The organism is bacterium, assembly GCA_036524115.1.
Classification (GTDB): Bacteria; JAUVQV01; JAUVQV01; order JAUVQV01; family DATDCY01; genus DATDCY01.
The window spans coordinates 1-21,825 of sequence record DATDCY010000317.1 but is presented as its reverse complement, the minus strand read 5'-3'; the positions used below and the strand labels follow the sequence as shown (position 1 = coordinate 21,825).

18 protein-coding genes and 1 pseudogene are annotated in these 21,825 nt (G+C 69.9%); 1 reads left to right on the top strand and 18 read right to left on the bottom strand.

Features of this window, described 5'->3' with window-relative positions:
* From VI078_15515 to VI078_15505, 3 genes are all read right to left on the bottom strand, one after another.
* On the bottom strand, positions 1-778 hold a 778-nt coding region (locus VI078_15515), incomplete at its 3' end, for a hypothetical protein (GenBank protein ID HEY6000694.1).
* 21 nt (positions 779-799) lie between these two features.
* A complete protein-coding gene (locus tag VI078_15510) occupies positions 800-1,537 on the bottom strand; it encodes a PspA/IM30 family protein (GenBank protein HEY6000693.1) in 738 nt (245 codons plus the stop codon).
* Positions 1,538-1,601: 64 nt separating this feature from the next.
* Positions 1,602-2,696, bottom strand: coding sequence for a transporter substrate-binding domain-containing protein (locus VI078_15505; protein ID HEY6000692.1), 1,095 nt, complete (start codon positions 2,694-2,696; stop codon positions 1,602-1,604).
* A gap of 104 nt (positions 2,697-2,800) precedes the next feature.
* On the opposite strand from VI078_15505, the gene VI078_15500 reads away from it, so the two are divergent.
* Positions 2,801-3,295, top strand: a complete 495-nt coding sequence (locus VI078_15500; GenBank protein HEY6000691.1) for a DUF192 domain-containing protein — start codon at positions 2,801-2,803, stop codon at positions 3,293-3,295.
* 2 nt (positions 3,296-3,297) lie between these two features.
* Here VI078_15500 and VI078_15495 read toward each other — a convergent pair whose 3' ends face one another.
* From VI078_15495 to VI078_15425, 15 genes and pseudogenes are all read right to left on the bottom strand, one after another.
* Positions 3,298-3,753 (bottom strand): cytochrome c, encoded by a 456-nt coding sequence (locus VI078_15495; GenBank protein HEY6000690.1) that lies wholly within the window; start codon positions 3,751-3,753, stop codon positions 3,298-3,300.
* Positions 3,754-3,818: 65 nt separating this feature from the next.
* Positions 3,819-5,552, bottom strand: coding sequence for a hypothetical protein (locus VI078_15490; protein ID HEY6000689.1), 1,734 nt, complete (start codon positions 5,550-5,552; stop codon positions 3,819-3,821).
* Positions 5,553-5,851: 299 nt separating this feature from the next.
* Positions 5,852-6,976: an enolase C-terminal domain-like protein gene (locus VI078_15485; GenBank protein HEY6000688.1), complete on the bottom strand. Its 1,125-nt coding sequence runs from the start codon at positions 6,974-6,976 to the stop codon at positions 5,852-5,854.
* On the bottom strand, positions 6,973-7,881 hold the full coding sequence (locus VI078_15480) for a lysophospholipid acyltransferase family protein (GenBank protein ID HEY6000687.1): 909 nt from the start codon (positions 7,879-7,881) through the stop codon (positions 6,973-6,975). Before VI078_15480 ends, VI078_15485 begins: the two co-directional genes overlap by 4 nt.
* Positions 7,863-9,698: an HD domain-containing phosphohydrolase gene (locus tag VI078_15475; GenBank protein ID HEY6000686.1), complete on the bottom strand. Its 1,836-nt coding sequence runs from the start codon at positions 9,696-9,698 to the stop codon at positions 7,863-7,865. The genes VI078_15480 and VI078_15475 overlap by 19 nt, the downstream gene beginning before the upstream one ends.
* 257 nt (positions 9,699-9,955) lie before the next feature.
* Positions 9,956-12,553 (bottom strand): PAS domain S-box protein, encoded by a 2,598-nt coding sequence (locus VI078_15470; GenBank protein HEY6000685.1) that lies wholly within the window; start codon positions 12,551-12,553, stop codon positions 9,956-9,958.
* Between the two features lie 43 nt (positions 12,554-12,596).
* Positions 12,597-12,944 carry a circadian clock KaiB family protein gene (locus tag VI078_15465; protein ID HEY6000684.1) on the bottom strand — a complete coding sequence of 116 codons (348 nt, stop codon included), beginning with the start codon at positions 12,942-12,944 and terminating at the stop codon, positions 12,597-12,599.
* A 12-nt stretch (positions 12,945-12,956) separates the two neighbouring features.
* A complete protein-coding gene (locus VI078_15460; protein ID HEY6000683.1) occupies positions 12,957-13,319 on the bottom strand; it encodes a circadian clock KaiB family protein in 363 nt (120 codons plus the stop codon).
* Positions 13,320-13,348: 29 nt separating this feature from the next.
* Complete coding sequence (gene kaiC, locus VI078_15455) at positions 13,349-15,088, bottom strand: circadian clock protein KaiC (GenBank protein ID HEY6000682.1); 1,740 nt, start codon at positions 15,086-15,088, stop codon at positions 13,349-13,351.
* Between the two features lie 224 nt (positions 15,089-15,312).
* Positions 15,313-15,552, bottom strand: coding sequence for an Rdx family protein (locus tag VI078_15450; protein HEY6000681.1), 240 nt, complete (start codon positions 15,550-15,552; stop codon positions 15,313-15,315).
* Positions 15,549-15,794: pseudogene (locus VI078_15445) on the bottom strand (monothiol bacilliredoxin BrxC family protein). Before VI078_15445 ends, VI078_15450 begins: the two are co-directional and overlap by 4 nt.
* Positions 15,795-15,908: 114 nt before the next feature.
* The gene (alaS, locus tag VI078_15440) at positions 15,909-18,539 is read right to left on the bottom strand and encodes an alanine--tRNA ligase (GenBank protein ID HEY6000680.1); all 2,631 of its coding nucleotides are present in this window, start codon (positions 18,537-18,539) and stop codon (positions 15,909-15,911) included.
* 16 nt (positions 18,540-18,555) lie between these two features.
* Entirely contained in the window at positions 18,556-19,836 is a 1,281-nt protein-coding gene (gene hisS, locus VI078_15435; protein ID HEY6000679.1) for a histidine--tRNA ligase, read from the bottom strand.
* A 197-nt stretch (positions 19,837-20,033) separates the two neighbouring features.
* Complete coding sequence (locus VI078_15430; protein HEY6000678.1) at positions 20,034-20,573, bottom strand: carboxypeptidase regulatory-like domain-containing protein; 540 nt, start codon at positions 20,571-20,573, stop codon at positions 20,034-20,036.
* A gap of 116 nt (positions 20,574-20,689) precedes the next feature.
* Positions 20,690-21,658: a glycosyltransferase family 2 protein gene (locus VI078_15425; protein HEY6000677.1), complete on the bottom strand. Its 969-nt coding sequence runs from the start codon at positions 21,656-21,658 to the stop codon at positions 20,690-20,692.
* Between the last annotated feature and the right edge of the window lie 167 nt (positions 21,659-21,825).

Genomic DNA, 21,825 nt, shown 5'->3' with positions numbered 1-21,825 from the left:
CCGCCGCGGCCTCGGCCGGCGGCAGCGCCGCCAGCGCCGCGTCGAAGCGCGCCAGGTCGATCGCGAGGTCCGACGAGATCGCCTGCGGCGTCGAGCTCATCGCGGCGTTCTCGAGCGCCAGGTCGAACTGCGCCTCGATGCGCCGCAGCTCGCTGTCGATCTCCTCGCCCATCTGCGCGCGGCGCTTCTGGTTCTCCAGCCGCGCCTGCACGATCTCCAGCGTCCGCGTCTTGGAGGCGCGCAGCTCGCTGCTGAGCCCCGCGTCCTTGAGCGCAGTCTCCAGCTCGGCCGCCTCGGCCCGCAGGTCGGCGTCGCCGTCGTCCGTCCAGTGCCGCGCGAGGTTCTCGCGCGCCAGCAGCAGCCGCGCATAGTGGCCGAGCAGCGCCAGGAGCGACTCGCGGTTCTGACCGGAGGTCAGGTCGTCGGCGTGGAACTGGTCGTAGAGCGAGAGCACGCGCTGGAGCTTCGCATTGAGTTCCATGAGGCGCCCTCTCTCGCCGCCGCTGAGCTGGCCCACCAGCTGCTCCCAGCCGGCGCCCGGCGCGCGCGCCGGGGCGACGGTGGACGCGGCGTTCGCGTCGACGACCTCGCGGAAGCCCCGGTGCGACGCAAGGCCGAAGAGGTAGGCGACCTCGAGCCCGAGCCCGAGCGCCCAGAACGCCGGGTTCGCGGCCCCGAGGATGCCGAAGCCCGCCAGTCCGATGAGGTTGAACGGCACCCCGCCAAGCCCGGGGACGCGCGGGCGCGCCACGAACGCGGCGCGCAGGTAGCGGAACATCGCGAGGCGCCCCGCCCGCGCCTACTGCTTCTCGGCGACGGGGCCCATGGTCCGGGCCGCGGGCGCGGCCGCCGCGTCGCCCAGCGGGATCCCCTCCTTCGCCGCGAAGTCCGCGAGCGCCTGGTCGGCGAGGGCCTTCTGCTCCGCCTCCTTGAGCTCGACGCCCGCGAAGTCGATCTTCTCGCGGGCGACGCGCGCCCGGCCGGCCGCCTTGTCCCGCTCCTCGTTCACCATCTCGGCGAGCCGGTCCATGGTGTCGCCGGTGCCGCCGATGCTGCCGATCATCGCGGTGGACATCTCCGTCAGCTCCGCGAGCGCCTTCTTCATCTTCATGTCGGTGATCGCCGACTTGAGCGACTCGAGCTTCGCCTTCGCCGACTGGACGGCGACGTTGCGCGCCTTGACGAGGTTCTGGTAGGTGGTCTCGGCCTCCTCGAGCTGCTTGCGGTTGTCGGCCAGCTCGGCCTGGACGGTCTGCAGCCGCAGCGCGTACTGCGCCGCCGCGTCGCGGTTGCCCGCGCGCAGGTTGGCGCCGGCCTTGGCGCGCAGGTCGCGCTCCTCGGCCTCCAGGCGGCGCGTCTGGCTCATGAGCCGCTCGCAGAGCGCGGCGTGCGAGGCCAGCCCGTCGTTGTACTTCGAGATCTGCTGGCGCAGGTTCTCCTTCTCGACCTCGAGGAGCGCCTCCGGGTTGGTCCGCTCCAGCCCGCTCACGAAGAGGCCGAGAAATCCGCGAAAGAGGTTCACGATCCTCTGGAACATGCCGCCCTCCCTCCTGGTGTCACGCCCCGCTCAGGCCGCGCCGGCTTGCCGGCGCCGTCGCCCCTCAGGGCATGATGAGCACGTACTCCGGGTAGATCAGGTGCGGGTTCGGGATGCGCTCCCGGTTGAGCTGCCAGATCTCCTCCCAGCGCTCGACGGCGCCGAGCTCCGTGCGGGCGATCGTGCTCAGGGTCTCGCCGGCGCGCACCGTGTGCGTGCGCCGCCCGGCGACCGGCCTGAGGACGTCCTCCGACTTGTAGGAGAGGTAGCGGCGCACGAGGTCCCCGTATTCCGCGGAGGCCTTGATGCGCGCCAGCGCGCCGTTGACCGCGTCCAGCAGGTCGTCGTTGCCCGCGGGCACGCCCACGGCGTAACGCGACTGGTTGAGGTTGAACTCCACGATCTTGGTGCGCGGGTGGCGCTTGATCTCCTCGGCCGCGAAGGGGTAGTCGTAGATCAGCGCATCCGCCTCGCGCCGCTCGAGGGCCTCGAACCACCCGTTGTCGCCCGAGAACTTCTTCACGCGCGCGCCGGGCACGTGCTGCGCCACCCAGCGCTCCGCCGCCGGGTCGTCGTAGATCGCCACCGTCTTGCCGGCCAGCTGGGAGACCTCCGTGATCGCCGAGCTGCGCAGCACGATCAGGCAGAGGCCGAAGTCCAGGTAGCTGTCCGACCACTCGACCCCCTCCACCGCGGGGTCGGGGACGTACCCGGCCATGATCAGGTCGATGTCCCCGCGCCGCAGCATCCCCGGGAGGTCCTGGTAGGCGCCCTCGACGAAGCGCGGTCCGGCCGCCGGCAGGCCCAGCTCGGCGGCGAGGCGGCGCCCGAGCTGGTACTCGAACCCGTCGTCGCCGGTCTGCGGGTTGCGGAAGTACATCGGGGGCGCCTCCGACTCGTAGCCGATCCGCACGCTGCCGCGGCTGCGGACGTCCTGCCAGACGCCGCGGCGCTGGGCGCCCGCTCGCGCCGCGGGCGCCTGCCGCCCCGGCTCCGCCGGCGCCGGGCGGGCGCGCTCCTGCACCTCGCGCTTGACCGACCCGACCATCTGCCCGACCGGGTTCCCCGGCCAGAGCTTGAGCGCGTACCAGACGCAGCCCGCTATGAACGCGAGAACGACGAGCTTGCCGAACGCGGTCAGCCGTTTTTCCTCCGCCATCGCGTCTCCTTTCGCGGGATCGCCCCCCGCGGGATCATACCGAAAGGAAAACGTGGGCGAAAGTCCGGGACGCACGCCCGGCAACCGGGGTACAATGCGCCGCCATGGAAACACGACGTCGCGGGCGGGAGCGCGCCAGGGCGCTCGGCGGCGCGGCAGCCGCCGCGCTGCTCGTGGCGCTGGCCGGCAGCCGCGCGGCCGCACAGCCGGCGGCCCAGCCCGCCGCCCCGCCGGCGGACCGCCGCCCGGTCTGCGTCCGCGGGAATTGCTTCGACGCCGAGATCGCGGTGACCGCGGAGGAGCGCAGCCGCGGCCTCATGCACCGCACGACGCTGGCCCCGGGGGCGGGGATGCTCTTCGTGTTCCCCGCCGCCGGTCGGCACGGGTTCTGGATGAAGAACACGCTCATCGAGCTGGACATCGTCTTCATCGGTGCGGACAAGCGCGTGGTGGACATCGCGCGGCGCGCGCAGCCGTGCCGGAAGGAGCCGTGCGCCGAGTACTACCCCGGCGCGCCCGCGGCGTACGCGCTGGAGATCGCCGGCGGCCTCGCCGACCGGTACGGCCTCGGCGCCGGCGATCCGGTGGAGTTCCGCTAGGGCTACTTCTCCGAACCGACCACCAGCGTGAGGTACGCGGTGATCAGGTCGATCTCCTGGGACGTGAAGGCGCCCGGGCTCTTCTCGGCCATCCGCCTGACCGTCTTCTCCCACTCGGCGCGGGAGCGCCTGGCCGCCAGCGCGTTCTGCGTGGCGTGGCAGGTCGCGCACTTGGTCTCGAAGGTCGACTTGACGACGAGATAGTCGATCACCAGCTGGCGCTCCTCCGGGGAGAACGCGGCGCCGCGACCGGTCATCGCGCCCAGAATCCCCTCCCACCCGGGGCGGTCCAGCTTCTTCGAGAGCGGAAGATCGAGCTTGTGGCACTTGCTGCACACGGTGTCGAAGGCCTTCCTGCCGGACTCGAGGGTGGCGACGGGGTCGGGCGCAGCCGCGCCGGCGGACGACGCGAGCGAGCCGCAGAGGACCAGGGATGCGAGGACGAGGGTCTTCTTCATGGGTGCGCTCCTTCTCTGATGGTGGCCGTGCACCCAATATAGGCCCGGACCGCCGCTTCGCGCACCTAGAAGGCGAAGACCGCCGACGCGTGGACGGCGGTCGTGTCGACGGCGCCGTCGCCCGCCGACCGCGAGAACAGCAGGTCGAACTGCAGGTTGTCCGTGACGCGGTAGCCCGCGCCGAGCCGGTAGTGCGTCGCGCTCACCGTGCGCTCCTCGACGTCCGCCTCCGCGATCCCCCGGGTGGCCGGGCCCTGCCGGAGCACGTTCCCCCTGCCGTCCGTGATGGCGAACTCCTCGTCGGCGCGCGTCGACTCGCTGCGCTTCGTCCGCGAGTCGGTCTGGACGAACTCGGCGCCGGCGCGCAGCTCCAGCTTGTCCGTGACCCGGAACCTCGCGGCGACGGGGAAGGAGAGCACCGTGGCGGTGTACTCCAGGGAGCGGTCGCTGCGCGTCGTGGTCGTCCCCGCGTAACTGAAGTCGGAGCCCAGCCCGCTCCCGTCGTCGTACGACCAGGACATCGTCCCCGCGCCCCGCTGCGTCCCGCTCACGTCGTCGGAGAGGTGGGAGACGCCGACTCCGAGCGCGAACTCCACCGTCCCGTAAGTCAGGTAGACCCGGGGGGTGAGAGAGTACCCCGTGCGGTCGCTGTCGCCGCTGAAGGTGTTGGCGACGTGCTGGCTGCCCAGCCACGTGTCCGTCCCGCGCCCTGTCTGCGTCCTCGTGACGCCGATGTCCTGCGTCCATGTGCCCGAAACGTCCCCCTGCCTGCCCTCCCAGCCGAGGCCGAGTTCGAGAGTGACGGCGGTGCTGACCGCGTAGCGCGGGACGACATCCAGGGACCACTCCGTCCCGTCGAAGGCGTGGTCTTCCGGGCTGCCGACCGGCTCGCCTTCCCAGGTGCTCGTCCGGCTCTCGGTCACCATGTAGCCGTTGCCGGAGCCGTCGTCCCGCTGGGTGTACGAGTTGGTGCTGGCGTAGGAGCCGGAACCGCTCACCGTGCGCTTGACGGACCGGGCGCCGACCCTGACCCACGTGCGGACGCTCTTGAAGACCCGGAGCTCGGAGCCGAGGTCCACGGCGTGGGTATCCTCGTCCGCGTCGGCGCTCCCCGTGAAGGCCTCGCTCCCCGCGTCCTCGGTGACCAGGGCGCCGCTCTTCCCGTCGTATCGGGCCCTTCGCCAGGACCGCGCGTAGTTGCGGCCCGGCTGGAGGTCTCCCGAGAAGCTCGGCCTGGTCCAGTACAGGGGGTCCGTGCCGAAGTCAGGAGACCCCTCGAGATCGCCGCGCAAGGTCGTCTTGCCGCTCGAGAACGAAGGCCGGTAGGCCGCCCCGAGCGTGAAGCCGCCGAAGTCCATGCCATAGCTCACGACGAAGGCGTTTCTCGTGCTCTCTTCCTCGAACCTGTCGGCGCTGGATTCGGCGGTGACTTCGATGTCATTCTTGCCGTACCAGCCGGAAACGTCGGAGGTCTGGTCGCTGGAGCGCGAGTTCTGGTCCACCCACCGTTCCTTGTCCCGCTCGTAGAAGAGCCCCACGCTCCCCGGCCCGAGGCGGCCGGACGTCCCGATCAGGTAGCTGTTGGCGTCCTCGTAGTTGCTCAGGTTCGTGAACAGCCGCCAGCGCTCGATCCGCGAGAGGAATGCCGGGTTCACGGTGAGGTCGAAGGGGTCCTCGAGATAGTAGAGCCCGAAGGTGTTCTGGTGGAGTAGCGACCCTTCTTCCAGCGCCGCGGCAGTGCCCACCATCGTCGACCACGCCACGAACAGCAGAAGAGCCCGGACGGTGCACTTCTTCATGGACCATCCCTCCCCGGATGCGCGGTTCCCCGCTGCGACCGACCAACGACCGCCTCCGCCGTGGGCCCGCGCGGGCCTCCGCGTCGAGACGATCCCTCAAGATCAGGCGGGGCATGCTGGGGCAGACGGATCGCCCCGGAACGCCCGCCGCGGTGCGAAAGCCTCCGCCGCAGGGACGGCAGCTCAGATGCGCTTCCGCGTCAGGTGCGGGATTATCTCCGCACATCGGCAGGGTTTGTCAAGGGAGATGTTGGCGCGGTTGGGAGATCCGCCGGAAGGACCGAGGAAGGGCGCGGCCCTCAGGAGACCGCGGCTGAGCGAACCACGAGCGGCGCGAGCCGCGCCGGCGAGACTGCGACGCCGAGGCCGGCGCCGCCCTGGACCGGGGCCGCGCCGCGCTCGCCGAACTCGAAGGGCTCGTCGGTCACGTCCGCCTCCAGGAGACGGGTGCCGTACGAGCCCTCGACGGCCGCGCACGAGGGGAGGGTCGCCGCGAGGATGCGCCCCGCCGCCGAGAGAATGGATGACTCCCCCACCTGGCAGCCCACCTGGACGCCGAGACCGGCCGCGGCGGCGACGTCCGCCACCGCATGGGCGGCGGCAAGCCCGCCGAGCTTCGAGACCCGCAGATTGAAGAGCCGGAAGCCGCCGTCACGGACCAGGTGCCGCGCCTCCGCGAGCGTGGTGAGCGACTCGTCCGCCATCAGCGGGATGCGGCTGCGGCGGGCCAGGTCGGGAATCTCACTCTCCCGCCCGCGCGGCAGCGGCTGCTCCACCCAGGCGACGCCGAAAGGCTCCATGCGGCGCAGGTGGCCCGCCGCCTCGTCGAGGCCCCAGCTGCCGTTGGCGTCGACGGCGATGGTGATCGCGTCCCCCAGCGCCGCGCGGGCGGCCGCCAGCGCCTCGGGCCAGCGGTCCCCCTCGGCCTTGATCTTGAGGTGCGGCGCCCCGAGCCGGCGGACGGCCTCGAGAAAGCCGGCGGTCTCCGGCGGCTCCAGCAGCGGGAGCACCACACCGTAGCGCACGGTATCCCGCCGCGCGCCGCCGAACCACTCAGCCGCGGGGCGGCCGAAGGCGTTGCCTGCCAGGTCGAACAGGGCCAGCTCCGCGGCGCAGCAGCAGCTCTGGCGTCCCGCGGCCGGGCTCAGCAGGGAGACGACGGCGGGGAGGAGCGCCTCCGGCCCGGCGATCTCGGCGCCGACGAGCGACGGAAGGAGGGACCCCGCCAGAAGCTCGAACGAGCGTTCGGGGGACTCACCCGTGACGTAGTCCCGCGGCACCCCCTCGCCCCAGCCCGCGTTGCCCGCCTCGTCCTCGAGGCGCACCACGACGTTCAGGCTCTCGCGGCGCGCGGCGAGCGCGTGGCGGATGGTGAGCCTCAGGGGGAGGCGCACCAGGAGCGCCTCGGCGCGGCGAATCCTCATGCCGCCGCGGGCTGCTCGATGCGCTGCAGCTCCTTCCAGTTGTACCAGTGGTCCGGCGCCTCGTAGACGTGGTGCTCGAGCCGCTTGAGCAGCAGCGCATCGTCGCCGAGGCCGGTCGGGGCGGCGTGGTGCTCGACGGGCGACTCGAGGACGAGCTGGTAGCGCCGGCCCGGCAGTCGTTCCATGAGCCCCAGGAGCAGCGGCGAGCCGCTGCGCCGCTGCAGCACCTCGAGGGCGCGATCGAGCGCCGCGCGGCGCCCGAAGAAGTTCATGATCTTGGCGGCGCTCGGCCGCCAGTTGCTCAACTCGTCCAGTTCGGTGACGAAGATGCGGCCGGCCTTGAGGGTGGTCAGCATCTTCGGCACGATGGCGCCGTCGTCCAGGTCGAGCAGCTCGACCCCCACCTGGGAGGCGCGCCGCACCAGGGTCTCCTTGAGCTTCGCGGTCCGAAAGCGCGCGACGGCGGTGACGGGGTACCCCCTGAGCGCCAGCGACGCCGGCAGGAACTCCACCGCGCCGAAGTGCGCGGTCGCCACGAGGACGCCCCGTCCCCCGTGCAGTGCGTCGTCGAGAAGATCGGCGTGCACGAGCCGCACGCGCCGCAGCAGGTAGCGGCGCATCCGCGCAAAGCCCCAGTAGGCCAGGAGCAGCTTCTCGAAGTAGTGGTCGAAGACGCCCTGGAGGACCTGCTGCTCCAGCGCCGGCGTGCAGGCCCCGGCCCGGTGCCCGTGGCTGAACACCTCCCGCAGCTGGCGCAGGTGACGCTCCGCCTCGTCGGGGCGGACCCGGAAGTACCGGCGGCCGAGCAGGCGCGTGTAGCAGCGCGTGACCTGCGGCGGGTACCAGGAGAAGACGGCCGCGTTGAGGGGGGTCTGCAGGAAGCGGCTCAGCGTCCCGGCTGGCATGGCTCCAGGGAGGCGGGAGCCCAGCCGTACGTGGACGCCACGTGCGTCAGGAACAACTCCACCAGGACGGGGTCGAATTGCCGGCCGCCGTTCCGCTCCAGCTCGTCGCGGACGGCGTCCCGCGCGAGCGGCTCGCGGTACGGCCGGGTCGTGGTCATCGCGTCGAAGGTGTCGGCGATGGCCATGATGCGCGCCTCGAGCGGTATCTCCTCGCCGCGCAGACCATCGGGGTACCCGAGGCCGTCGAAGCGCTCGTGGTGGCTGCGGATGATCCGGGCGATGTCCCCCAGGCCCTTGAGGGGACGCAGGATCGTCTCGCCGATCACCGGGTGCTGCTTGATGACCCCCTGCTCCGCGGCGTCCAGCGCTCCGGGCTTGTGGAGGATCTTCTCGGTGACGCCGATCTTGCCGATGTCGTGGATCAGGCAGGCCAGCCGGATGCTGAGCAGCTGCCGCTCTTCGAGGCCGAGCGCGGCCGCCAGGCGTTCCGAGTAGGCGGCGACCCGCTCGGAGTGGCCGTGGGTGTAGGGGTCCTTGGCTTCGACCGCCTTGGCGAGCGCCTGGATCGCGTCGAGCGAGGCCTGCTCGAGGCTCTCGTAGAGCCGGGAGTTCTCGAGCGCGACGGCGACGTGGTTGCCGAAGCCGGTGAGCGAGTCGAGGTCCTCCTGCGTCAGGGGCGCCGCGTCGTCCACGCGGTCGGCGGCCATGACGCCGATGACCTTCCCGCGGCTGATGAGCGGGACGATCACGAACGAGGTCGGGGCGAAGGTCTGGAGCAGGACATTCTTCCTGTTCAGCCCGTGGCGCGAGGCATCGGCCACGAGGACCGGCTTGCCCGTGTCGAACGTCCGCACGAGGATGTTGCTCGTGCGGCTGAGCGGCACCCGGTAGCCGCCGAACTGACGCATCAGCTCCAGCTCGCCCCCCGAGGAGGCCGCGGTCACCAGCGCCTGCTCCGACTCGTCGTGGAGGAGGATGATGCTGCGATCGTAGCCGAGGCTCGTGGTCGTCAACCGCATGATGACGTTGAGCAGCTCGCGGCGGTCGAGCAGCGAGACAATGGCTTTCCCGGACTCGTGGATCGTCTCCAGCTCGCTGATCTTGCGCCGCAGCCGCCCGCTGAGCTCCCGGACCTCCCGGTACTTCTGCGAGAGCAGCTCCTTGTCCTCCTCCAGTTCGCGAACCGTCTCCTGGAAGAGAGCGCGCGGGATGAAGAAGCGCCGGAAGAACCCCAGGGGCTGCGAGACCGGCTGCCAGCGGATCCGGTACTCGCAGCAACCGCCGCCCTCGAAGGCGCACTTGGTCTCCGTGACCGTCGCGGGCTTGATGCCCCACGTCTGGGCGAGCGCGGAGTAGATCCCCTGGTTGAAAAGGCAGAGGTCCTTCGAGTGTCCCATACCCGGGTGCCAGGTCAGCCGGACGAGCGCCTTGCCCTCGGCCAGCTCCGCGAGCTCGACCTGCTTGGTCCGATTGAAACGGTCGTTGACCTCCTGTGCCTTGCGGAAGCCCTGCTCCGGCGAGAGGAAGACCCGCAGGACGATGTTCTGCACGTACCCGAAGCGCCGGTGCACAACCGAGTCGTGGCCGATCTTGAACGCCAGCTGCTCATCGTCGAGCCGCTCTCGCAGTCGCGAGAAAAGGCGGCTGACGACGCTCGCAGAGACCCAATTGTTGCGATCGCTCAGGTAGGCAATCGGATCGCCATGGACATCAAGTTCGGGGTCGAGGTCGCACACGAACGGTCGTGGATCGATCGACCGGCGATGGAGGTAGTCCAGTATTGCCCGGGTGTTGAGACAGCTGACCTCAGCTTTCATCTCACCCCTTCCCCACCGGAGGACAACGCGCCCAACCCCCAACCCGCTGCTCGACGAGGCGCGTCAGCAACACCATCTAGCCGAGTTGCCCTGCCGGTGTCAAGAAGTAGACGAATACGCCGTGATCACCTCCCTGTGGTCAATCCGTTGATTACCTGTTGACGGGGCTGTGGAACGGCTTGTGGATTCCGTCTCGGAGAGCCTGGATCAAGGTCAGCCTAAGGGGGGCAAACCCGCCCCACGCGGTGAGAGCTCGTCTATGAGTCTTGCTCCCGCGCGCTCGGCGTATTGCCGCGGACGGCGGCCAGGAGTTCATTGGCGGGTGCCGTCTTGAGGATGTATGCCTCGGCCCCGGCGGCGAGCATCTTCTCCACGTTCTCATGCTCCTCGTACATGGATAGTGCGATCACCCGCGTCCGCGGCATATGCCGCTTGACCTGCCGGGTCGCCTCGGCGCCGTCAATCAGGGGCATGGCCACGTCCATGATGATCACGTCCGGCTGAAGCTTGTCCGCCAGGTCCACCGCCTCACGCCCGTTGGCCGCCTCGCCGACCACGTGAACGCCGCCTTCATCGCAGAGCAGCGAAACCAGGCCTTCCCGCACAATCTGGTGGTCGTCCGCGATCAGCACGCGCAGGCGCCGCTGCATGCCGCCGTCCGCCACCGTTGCCTCTGCGGCACGGTCCGCCGGTTCCTCTCTCTTCGACAGGGCCGTGCCGGCAATCCCGCTATCCGGCACGACGATACGGAATGTGCTTCCGAGCCCCTCGACGCTCCTGATCTTCATCCGGCCGCCCAGCAGGTCGACGCGTTCGCGAATGCTGAACAGCCCGAGTCCCGCGGTCGCCTTGAGTTTCTCGGGATCGAACCCGCGCCCCCGGTCGGAGATCGACAGGCAGATGAAGCGGCCCAAGCGCCGGACGCGAATCTTCGCCTCATTGGCCCGGGCGTGTTTGACCACGTTGAACAGCAGTTCCTGGGCCGCCTTGTACAGAAAGGACCGCAGCGCCTCGGATTGCACGCGGACTTTGCCGAAGGCGTCGACGCGGGCCAGCAGGCCGTGCTTGATCTGAGTCTGGCTGGCCAGCCGGCCGAGGGCGTCGCCAAGATCGCCGCTGTCTGGCATGGCCGGACTGAGTTCATGCGACAACGCCCGCGACTTGTCGATCGCCTCCGAGAGCATGCGGTCGACCTGCGCCGCCGTGGTCAGTATCGACGGATCATGGGCGGCCCGGGTCCGGATCGAAATGAGATGAAACTTCGCCGCCGCCAGAATCTGCTGCACGTCGTCGTGCAGGACCTCGGCGATGCGCTTGCGCTCGCGATCCTCCGCCCCCGACAGATCCAGCGCCAGTTTCTGGAGCTGGCGGGCCCGGTGCTCCAACTCCTCGGTGCGCTGGGCCACCTTGCTCTCCAGCACGGTGTTCAGCTCCTGGAGGGCTTCCTGCGCGACGCGCTGGTCGGTGATATCCGTACTGGTGCCGAACCAGCGGGCCACGATGCCCCGGCCGTCGCGAATCGGGGTCGCCCGCGACAGGAACCAGCGGTAGCTGCCGTCAGCGGCCCGCAGCGGGAAGACGTCTTCCCAGGCCTCGCCCGTCTCGAAGCAGTGGCGAAGCTTCGCCGTCACCCGCAGAAAGTGATCGGGGTGATGGACCTCTCCCCAGCCCCAGATCTGATGGGCCGAAGTGCCGGTGTACGTGTACCAGCGCTTGTTGTACCAGAAGATCCGGCCCGTTTCGTCGGCCATCCAGGCGAGCTGCGAGATGTTGTCGGCCAGCGTGCGGAACCGCTCCTCGCTTTCACTGAGGGCTTCGTTGCTCGCCCGCAGCTGCTCTTCGCGTGCAGTGAGTTCCTCATTGATCGCCTGCAGTTCTTCGGCCTGCGCGCACAGCTCTTCGCGTTGCGCCTGGAGCTGCTCATTGACCGCCTGCAGTTTCTCCTGGGCCTGCCTTCGCTCGGTGATGTCATGGAAGATCGACAGATGCCGTCCCGGCTGGACGTTGGCGACCGCGTAGGCCTCCACGCAGCGCACACGCCCCCGGACGCCGGTCAGGGAGATTTCCCCGGCGAAGCTGCCCTTGGCCAGGAAGTCCCGCCAGATGGTCGGGAAGTCGATGTCCCCGCCCACGAACTCCGACACCTGCCGGCCGATGATCTTCTCCGGCGGCACCCCGAAGATCGCCTCGACGGCCGGATTGGCCTGCACATACGTGCCCGCGTCGTTGGCGATCACGATGGCGTCCTGGCTGGAATCGAAGATCGACCGGAAACGCGCCTCGCTCTCCTCCAAGGCCTGCTGCTGCTCGCGCAGGACGCGGATCGAGCTGGTGGAAGCCTCCAGGTCCGTCAGGTCGGAGGCCACAAGGCAGACATTGATCGTATTGCCGGCGTGCAAGGGGCTGGCGGAGATCTGCACCGGGACCGCCGTGCCGTCCGCGGCCAGCAGCGTGACGCGTCGCTGGAGCGCCTCGGTCCGGGCGTCCCTGAGAATTGCCCGCAACGTCGCTGCTTGGGGGCGGGCGGCGAAGATCGCCAGCTTGCGCCCCAGCGCCCCTTGAATCCGCGTCCTCATCAGCTCACAGAATCGCTGGTTGCAGAACAGGATCGTCCCGTCCTGATCCACCGTCAGGGCGGCCTCGTTCATCGTCTCGACGATCACGCGATACACGTGCTCCGCGCCGGTGACCGAGTAGATCTGCTCACCCCGCGGACTGGCCACCACCAGGGCATCGACGTCGCCTGTGCGGATCGCCTCCAGCGTCTGCTCCGCTTCCTCCAAGCGCAGGCGCAGGCGCTCGACCTCCGCCAGCAATTGCGCCTTGCTGCGACGGTCCTTGCTCTCGCTGCTCATGCTTCAACTCTCGCGGTCGGAACCTGCGCCGTCTGCAGACCCTTCAACACCGGTCTTTCGGCTTCAGGTCCAGGCCCACCAGGAGCTTCTCCTTGTCGGCCATGGTGCCGATGAACCTGCGCAGGGGCTCGGGCAGCTTCTTGATCAGCGTCGGCGCCGCGATGATCTGCTCGCCCTTGGCCAGCGTCGGCTGCTGGTAGATATCGATCACTTCGAGATCGTACCGGCCCTGCAAATGCTCCTCGCAGATGGCGGTCACGGCGCGGATGGCCTCGCGCGACCGCGGCGTGATCCCGGCCACGTACAACCGCAGCACGTACTTCTGGCGCTTGGACTTCCCCTTCGCGGACGCGATGACCTCTTCCACGGTCTCAGTTCGCTTCTTGCTCATGGCTCACCCCTGTCATCGCGGCCGGAGGTCCAGGCCGACGAGGACGCGGTCCTCGTTCGAGAGATCCCCGATGATCTTCCGCACCGGCTCCGGCAGCTTGCGGACCAGCGTCGGCACCGCCAGGATCTGGTCGCCTCTGGCCAGTTGCGGGTTCTTCAGCAGATCGACGACTTCGATGGTGTACAGTCCGGCCAGATGCACGTCGCAGATCCTCTGGAGATTCTCCAGGGCCGCGACCGCCCGCGGCGTCTGGCCGGCGATATACAGCCGCAGATTCCACACCTCCACCGGTTCGGGCGCCGCCGACCGATCGGTGGGCTGCGACTCGCGCGCACTGCGGCGCGCGGCTTTCCTTTTGCGTTCCTTCGCTGGCATGACCGTACCCTCTCCTGGCTACCCTGCGGTCAGGCTCGTTTCTTCACGTCCCCGCCCCGGATACGGGCCAGTTCCGCCTGGTCGCGCGCCACGGCGGTACGGCGACCCTCTTCCTCGGCCCTGAGTATCTTCATCTCTTCCGCCAGGGCGGCGCTCTTGAGCCGCATCGCCTCCAACTGGGCCCGGGTCGCCGCCTGCTCTCCCTCCAGTTCGCGCCGCCGCCGGGCGACCGTCTGCTGCTCACGGGCGGTCTGGGCCTTGTCCTTGGCCTCCTGCACCGCCCTCGCGGTGCCGGCCAGCACGGCGCTGGGACCGAGATAGACCTCCCTGAGCCGAATGCCTTGATCGGACAGGAGAAACTCGCGGACCTGGTTGGAGTGCGCCATGCCGCGGCTCTTGAGGATGAACAGCAGGCGGTTGCGCTCCGCGTCCATCTCGACGTTGCGCAGCAGCAGCCAGGTGTCCATCAGGGATGAAACGCCCACTTCGGTCTGCTCGACGGGACCGCCGCCTTGGGTGAGGCTCGTGAACAGGGCCGTGATGCCCTGATTCTTCAAGAAGTCGATCATCCGTGTCAGCATGGACTTGACTTCCGCATCGTCCCCAATGGCCATCAGGTTGGTGATGGGGTCCACGACGACGGCGGCGGGGCGGAAGTCGTTCACCTGGTTGTGCATGCTCACCAGGTGCTGCTCCAGGCCGTAGAGTGTCGAACGCACCCCGTGAAAGCGCAGCAGTCCCTTGCGCACCCACTGGCCCAGGTCGAAGCCGATCGAGCCCATGTTCCGGATGACCTGTGAAGGCGCCTCTTCGTAGGCCAGGTAGAGACACCGTTCGCCCCGGCGGCAGGTCGAATCGGCAAAGGCGGCGGCCATGCTGCTCTTGCCCGTGCCGGCGGTGCCGGAGACCAGGACGCTGCTGCCGCGGTAGTAGCCGCGGGCGCCCAGCATCGAATCCAACCCCTCGATGCCGCTGGAGACGTGCTCGGTGCTCGCGCCATAGTCCAGGCCGACCGAGCTGATCGGCAGGACGCTCAGGCCATGCCGGTCGATCATCGTCGGGTACTCATTGGTCCCGTGGGCCGAGCCACGGTACTTGACGACTCGCAGCCGACGCGTCGCGACCTGCTTGATCACGCGATGGTCCAGGAAGATCACGCAATCGCTGACGTACTCCTCCAAGCCGTGGCGGGTGAGGGTCTCTTTGCCCTGCTCGCCGGTGAGGACGGCGGTGACGTGTCTGTCCTTGAGCCAGCGGAAGAGCCGGCGCAGCTCCGCCCGCAGGATCGCTTCGTTGGGCAGGCTGGAAAAGAGGGCCTCGATCGTATCGATGGCGACGCGCTTGGCGCCCACCTCGCGGATCATGGCGTCCAGGCGGACGAAGAGGCCTTCCAGGTCGTATTCCCCGGTCTCTTCGATCTCGCTGCGCTCGATGTACACGTAGTCGATGGCGAGCTTCCTGCGGCGGACCAACTCCTCGAGATCGTACCCCAGGGAGGCGACGTTCTTGGCCAGGTCTCCGGCGGTCTCCTCGAAGGCCATGAACACGCCCGGCTCGTCGTACTCGCGAATGCCCCGGACGATGAACTCCATGGCCAGGAGTGTCTTGCCGCTGCCGGCGCCGCCACAGACGAGCGTGGTCCGTCCACGCGGCAGGCCCCCGCCGGTGATCTCGTCGAGCCCGCTGATGCCCGTCGGGCACTTCCCGATGCCGGAGAGCTTCCTTGCGGTTCGGATCTGCTTCTTCTGTTTCGTCAGTCGTTCAGGCATACAGGACTCTCCTTGTGCCCGGGGATCACGGCTGCCCGGTGACGGACCGGAATCGCAGGCAGAAACGACGTCGGAAGAGACGCGAGGCTTGCGCGGCTGACGTCTCGCGACGCACACCTCCAAACCAATGGCCTCTGTTGCCCCTGGTCCATTGATGGCGCCATGGCCCGTTCATACCAGCCGTACAATCCACCGTCAATCGTTACAGAAATGTGGCGCCGCCGTCACGCGGGGCTCGGCGCCGCAGCACCCCGGACCAAGCCCACGGCCTCCTTCTCGGTAGGGAACCGTCCGCTCCGCCGCTTCTCGAAGAGTGCGGCGCCGTCGGCCGACAGTGTGAAGACCCCGCCGCTGCCCTCGATCAGCTCCACGCGCGTGCCGGTCTCCCGCTCGATGGCGGCCGCCAGCCTGGCGGCCTGGGGACGGTAGTTTCAGACGCCGCAGTACTCGATCGCGATCCTCATCGCTCTCCCCTCCCGGTCCCGGCACCGGAGAGCATCCGGCGCAGGGACTCGAGCGTGATCTCGCGGTGCGAGGCGTGGGCCGCGGCGCGCCGCCCCGCCAGGCAGATCACCTGCGGCGATTCGTGGCGCACGCCCGTGCGCTCGGCGATGGCCTGCGAGACGGGCCGGTCCTCCCGGACGAGGACCTCGACGCACCGCGCCTGGCCGCCGGCCGCAAACGCCAGGAACTCGTCCCGAGCCCCCGCGGAGACCGGTCAGGTCGTGGAGTGCTTAAGGACGAAGACCGGCCCCGCCGCGCTCGCCTCGAGGCAGCGCTCGAACTCGGGGACGCTCGCGATCCTCTCGACGCCCATCCGTCACTTCCCCTCGATCAGCTTCACCAGCTCTGCAAGTGCCGCGTCGACCTGCGACGGGTCCTTGCCGCCGGCGGTCGCCATCTCGGGCTTGCCGCCCCCGGACCCGCCGCACACCGCCGCGACCTTCTTCACGAGGTCGCCGGCCTTGTGCTTCCCGGTGAGGTCCTTCGTCACGCCGCAGGCGAACGAGACCTTGCCGTCCGCGACCGAGGCCAGCAGCACGATGCCGCTGCCGAGCTTGTCCTTGAAGTGGTCGACCGTGGTGCGCAGGGTGTCCATGTCGAGGCCGTCCATGCGGGCCGCCAGGACCTTGACGCCGTTGACGATGCGCGCCTTCTCGGTCGGGTCGCCGCCCGCCCCGCGCGCGAGCTTCGCCTTGAGGTCCGCGACCTCCTTCTCCAGCCCGCGCGCCTGCTCGGCCAGCCGCTCGGCGCGGCGGGCGACCTCGCGCGGGCCGACCTTGAGCGCGGCGGCGGCCCCTTCCAACTCGCGCTCCTCCTCGAGCACCGCCGCGTACGCCCCCTCCGCGGTCGCCGCCTCGATCCGGCGCACCCCGGCGGCGACGCTCCCCTCGCTGACGATCTTGAAGAAGCCGATCTCGCCGCTGCGCCCGACGTGGATGCCGCCGCACAGCTCCATCGAGACGCCGGGGACCGTCACCACGCGCACGTGGTCGCCGTACTTCTCGCCGAAGATCGCCATCGCGCCGGCGGCGACCGCCTGCTCGAGCGTCTTCTCCTCCTTGTGCACGGGGTGGTCGGCCCAGACCGCGGCGTTGACCTCCTCCTCGACGGTCGCAAGCTCCGCGGCGGTGACGCCGGCGAAGTGCGTGAAGTCGAAGCGCAGCCGGTCGGCCTCGACGTGCGAGCCCGCCTGCTTGACGTGGTCGCCGAGCGCCTTGCGCAGCGCCGCCTGCAGCAGGTGGGTCGCGGTGTGGTTGCGCGCGATGCGCCGCCGGCGCTCGGCGTCGACCGCCGCGGTGACCACCTCGCCCTCCGCGAGCGTCCCCTCGGCGAGCTTCCCGCGGTGCAGCACGTAGCCCTTCCAGTGCTTCTTCGTGTCCGCGACCAGCAGCAGCGCCTTCTCGGTGCGGATCTCCCCGGTGTCGCCGACCTGCCCGCCGCTCTCGGCGTAGAACGGCGTGCGGTCGAGGAGCACCTCGACCTCGTCCCCCGCCGCCGCCGCGGCGACGCGCTGTTCCCCGCGGAAGATCGCCGCGACCTTCGCCTCGCCCTCCGCGTGCGCGTAGCCGGTGAACTTCGTCTCGGGCAGCCCGCCGAGCAGCTTGGGCCACGCGCCCGCCGCCGTCTCGCCCGAGCCGACCCACGAGGCCTTCGCGCGCTCGCGCTGGGCGCGCATCGCCGCCTCGAAGCCCTCGTGGTCGAGCGTCAGCATCTGCTCGGCGGCGATCTCCCCGGCCAGATCCAGCGGGAAGCCGTAGGTGTCGTAGAGGCGGAAGAGGTCCTCGCCGCAGATGACCTTGCCGCCCGCGCGCGCCTTGTCCATCATCTCCTGCAGCAGGCCGAGGCCCTGCTCGAGCGTGTGCGTGAAGCGCTCCTCCTCGACCTTCGTCACCCGGCGCACGAACTCCAGATGCGTCGCCAGCTCCGGGTAGGCGCCCTGCATCGCCTCGACGACGACGCCGACGCCCTTGTGCAGGAACGGCTCGGAGAGCCCGAGCATCTTCCCGTGGCGGGCGGCGCGGCGCATGATCCGGCGCAGCACGTAGCCGCGCCCCTCGTTCGAGGGCAGCACGCCGTCGCCGATGAGGAAGGTCGTCGCCCGCAGGTGGTCGGCGATGACCCGCATCGAGACGTCGCTCTTCTCGTCGGCGCCGTAGCGCTTGCGGCTCGCGTCCGCGACGAACGCCAGCAGCGGCGCGAAAAGGTCGGTGTGAAAGTTGCTCTGCTTGCCCTGCGCGACGGAGGCGAGGCGCTCGAGGCCCATGCCGGTGTCGATGCTCGGCCTGGGCAGGGGCGTGAGCGTCCCGGCGGCGTCGCGGTTGAACTGCATGAAGACGAGGTTCCAGATCTCCAGGTAGCGGTCGCAGTCGCAGCCGACCGCGCACTCGGGCCGGCCGCAGCCGACCGACGGCCCCTGGTCGATGAGGATCTCGCTGCACGGCCCGCAGGGGCCGGTGTCGCCCATCGCCCAGAAGTTGTCCTTCTCGCCGAGGCGGATCACCCGCTCGGCAGGCAGGCCCGAGATCTTCGGCCAGAGCGCCGCGGCCTCGTCGTCGTCGCGGAAGACCGTCGCCCAGAGGCGATCCGTGGGCAGGCCCATGACCTTGGTCAGGAACTCCCAGGCGTAGGCGATGGCGTCGGCCTTGAAGTAGTCGCCGAAGGAGAAGTTGCCGAGCATCTCGAAGAAGGTGTGGTGGCGCGCCGTGCGCCCGACGTTCTCGAGGTCGTTGTGCTTGCCGCCGGCGCGCACGCACTTCTGCGAGGTCGTCGCGCGGGTGTAGGGGCGTCGCTCGAGGCCGAGGAACAGGTCCTTGAACTGGACCATCCCCGCGTTCGTGAACAGCAGCGTCGGGTCCTTCGCCGGCACCAGCGGCGAGGAGCGGATCACCTCGTGCCCGTTGGCGGCGAAGAACTCCAGGAATCTGGCGCGGATCTCGTTGCCCTTCACGTGAATCCCCCTCCCCTCACCCGCCCTCGGCGTACACCGTGGGCGCCAGCGTCTCCACCAGGTCGACGAGCGCCACCGCGCGCTGCGTCTTGTCGGCCATGTTGCGCACCTGCGCCGCGCCGGCCGCCAGTTCGTTGTCGCCGACGATCACCACGAGCCGCGCGCCCAGCCGGTCGGCGCGCCCCATCTGGCTCTTGAGGCTGCGCCCCTCGTAGTCCCACTCCGCGGCGGCGCCGCGCCGGCGCAGCTCGACGAGCCAGGGCCAGGCCGCGCGCCGCGCGGCGTCGCCAAGCGCCGCCAGGAAGATGGGGCGCTGCGACTTCTCGCCGCCGCCCTCGCCCAACAGCAGCGCCAGCCGCTCCACCCCGAGCGCGAAGCCGAGCCCCGGCGTCGGCTTGCCGCCGAACTCCTCGACGAGGCGGTCATAGCGGCCGCCGGCGGCGACGGTGTCCTGCGCGCCAAGCCCGGTGCTCGTCAGCTCGAAGGTCGTGCGCGTGTAGTAGTCGAGGCCGCGCACCATCGCCGGGTTCTCCGTGAAGGGCACCTCCGCGGCCGCGAGCAGGGCCCGCACCGCGGCGAAGTGGTCGCGGCAGGGGCCGCAGAGGAAGTCGCGCACGTCCGGCGCGTTGGCGCGCAGCGCGCGGCACCCCTCGGCCTTGCAGTCGAGCACCCGCAGCGGGTTGGCCTCCAGCCGGCGGCGGCAGTTCTCGCACAGCTCCGCCGCGTGCGGCCGGAAGTACGCCAGCAGCGCCTCGCGGTACGCGGGCCGGCACGCCGCGTCGCCGAGCGAGTTGATCTGCAGCGCGAGGCCGGGCAGGCCCAGCGCCGCGAAGGCCGCGTGCACCATCTCGAGCAGCTCCGCGTCCGCCTCCGGCCCGGCGACCCCGAAGAACTCCGCGCCGATCTGGTGGAACTGGCGCTGGCGTCCCTTCTGCGGCCGCTCGTAGCGGAACATCGGCCCCGCGTACCAGAGCTTGACGGGCGGCGGGAGCTTGTCGAGGCCGTTCTCGAGGAAGGCGCGGACGACGCCCGCCGTCCCCTCCGGGCGCAGCGTCAGCGAGTGGCCGCCCTTGTCCGGGAAGGTGTACATCTCCTTCTCGACGATGTCGCTCGCGTCCCCGAGACCGCGCGCGAAGAGCGTGGTCTCCTCGAAGATCGGCACCCGGACCTCGTCGTAGCCGTAGCGCTCGAAGACCTCGCGGAAAGTGCGCTCGATGCGCCGCCAGCGCGCCGTCTCCGGCGGGAGGACGTCCCGCGTGCCCCTGACCGCCCTGAACTTCAGGTGCTCCTGGCCCATAAGTTTTCAGATTCTAATGGCTTTCACGGGCCCAGACAAGGGTTGGCACCGCGGGCGGGGCACGGGCCGACAGCAGCGGAAGCCCGCCGGAGGCAATAGCGACCCGGGAGATGCGCGCTCCTCCCGGGTCGTGAACTCGGAGACGTCAGGCCGGCCGGGGCCCGCTGCTTCGCCGCGGACGCGCGCGCCGATCTGCCCTACTTGGCGTTCGCGCCCTCGTCGGCGTCATCGGTGTCGTCGTCGCCGTTGTCGTCGTCGCCGCCGTTCTTGTCGCCGTCGTGGTCATCGTCGTCATCGGCGTCGTCGTCCTGGTCGTAGTCGCCGTCGTGATCGATGTCCTTGTCGACGACGAGCGTACCGTCCGGCTCCATCTCGACCTCGAGCGTGACGACATCGCCCTCGGCAACCGTGACCTTGAACGCCTTGCTCGTGACGCCGCCGGCCGCCACGGTGATCGTATGGGTCCCCGGCGCCAGCTGCAGGACGATTTCGCCGTTGGCGTCGGTGACCCCCACGACGACCCCGTCGACGAACACCTGCGCTCCGGCCACCGAAGCGGAGCGGGCGCCGGCCACCGCGACACGCGCGGCCTGGGGCCCGCCGAACTTCATCCGCACCTCCGCGCTGCCCGAGGGCGTGCTCGGCGAGGAGCCGCCGCCGCAGCCGGTGATGATCGTGCCGTGGAGCGCGGCAGCCAACAGCGCGACCGGGAGAAGCATCTTCCTGAACCGTGCCATGCGTCACCTCCGGGATGGTTGTCGCCGTCAGTGGGCACCATAAGCCCGGAATCAGGCCGCGGGGTGTGACATGGATCACCAGGCCCGGCCGCAGATGGGCCGCTATCGGCGGCCTGCTAGATCCCGAGCGTCTCGCGGACGGTGTAGGTCGGGCGCTTCTGCGACTCGTGGTAGATGCGCGTCTGCAGCTCCGCGAGCAGCCCCATGGTGATGAACTGCACGCCGACGATCACGAGCAGGATGGCGAGGAAGAGCAGCGGCCGGTTGGAGAGCCCGACGCCGAGGAAGAGCTTCTGGTACGAGAGCCAGCCGCCGATGCCGACGCCGAGCCCGCCGCTGATCAGGCCGATGAGCCCGAAGACGTGGATCGGCCGCGTCGAGTACGACAGCAGGAACTTCACCGTGATCAGGTCGAGCAGCACCTTCACCGTCCGGAAGAGGCCGTACTTCGAGGTGCCGGTCGTGCGCGGGTGGTGGTTGACCGGCAGCTCCGCGACCTCCACGCCCATGCCCGAGGCGATCGCCGGGATGAAGCGGTGCAGCTCGCCGTAGAGGCTGACGCTCTTGGCGACCTCGTGCCGGAAGGCCTTGAGGGTGCAGCCGTAGTCGTGCAGGCGCACGCCGGTGATCCGCGAGATCAGCGCGTTGGCCACGATCGACGGCAGCCGCCGCGTCAGGAACGTGTCCTTGCGCTTGACGCGCCAACCGTTGACCAGGTCGTAGCCCTCGCCGATCTTCGCCACCAGCCGCGGGATGTCCGCCGGGTCGTTCTGGAGGTCGCCGTCCATCGTGACGACCACCTCGCCGGAGGCGTAGTCGAAGCCGGCGGCGAGCGCCGCCGTCTGGCCGAAGTTGCGCCGGAAGCGCACGAGCTTGACCCGCGGCTCCTCACGGTTGATGGCGCGGACGATCTCGACGGTGCGGTCGCGCGAGCCGTCGTCGACGAAGATGACCTCCCAGGTGGGGCCCATCGCGGCGAGGACCTCCGTCAGCCGGCGCGCCAGCTCGCCGACGGAGCCCTCCTCGTTGTAGACCGGGATCACCACGGACAGGCCGAGCGACCACGGCTTCTCAGCCGTCTGCATGGCGCGCATGGTACCCGAGAGCCGCCGCCGCGTTCAAGTCGCGGCGCCGGCCGCGACCGTCTCTCGCGCGCCGCGGCGCAGCGCCGGCGCGAGCAGCGCCACCGCGCCGAGCACCCAGAGGAGCGGGTAACCGAAGTGCGTCGCGGCGAGCCCGCCGGCGAGCGCGG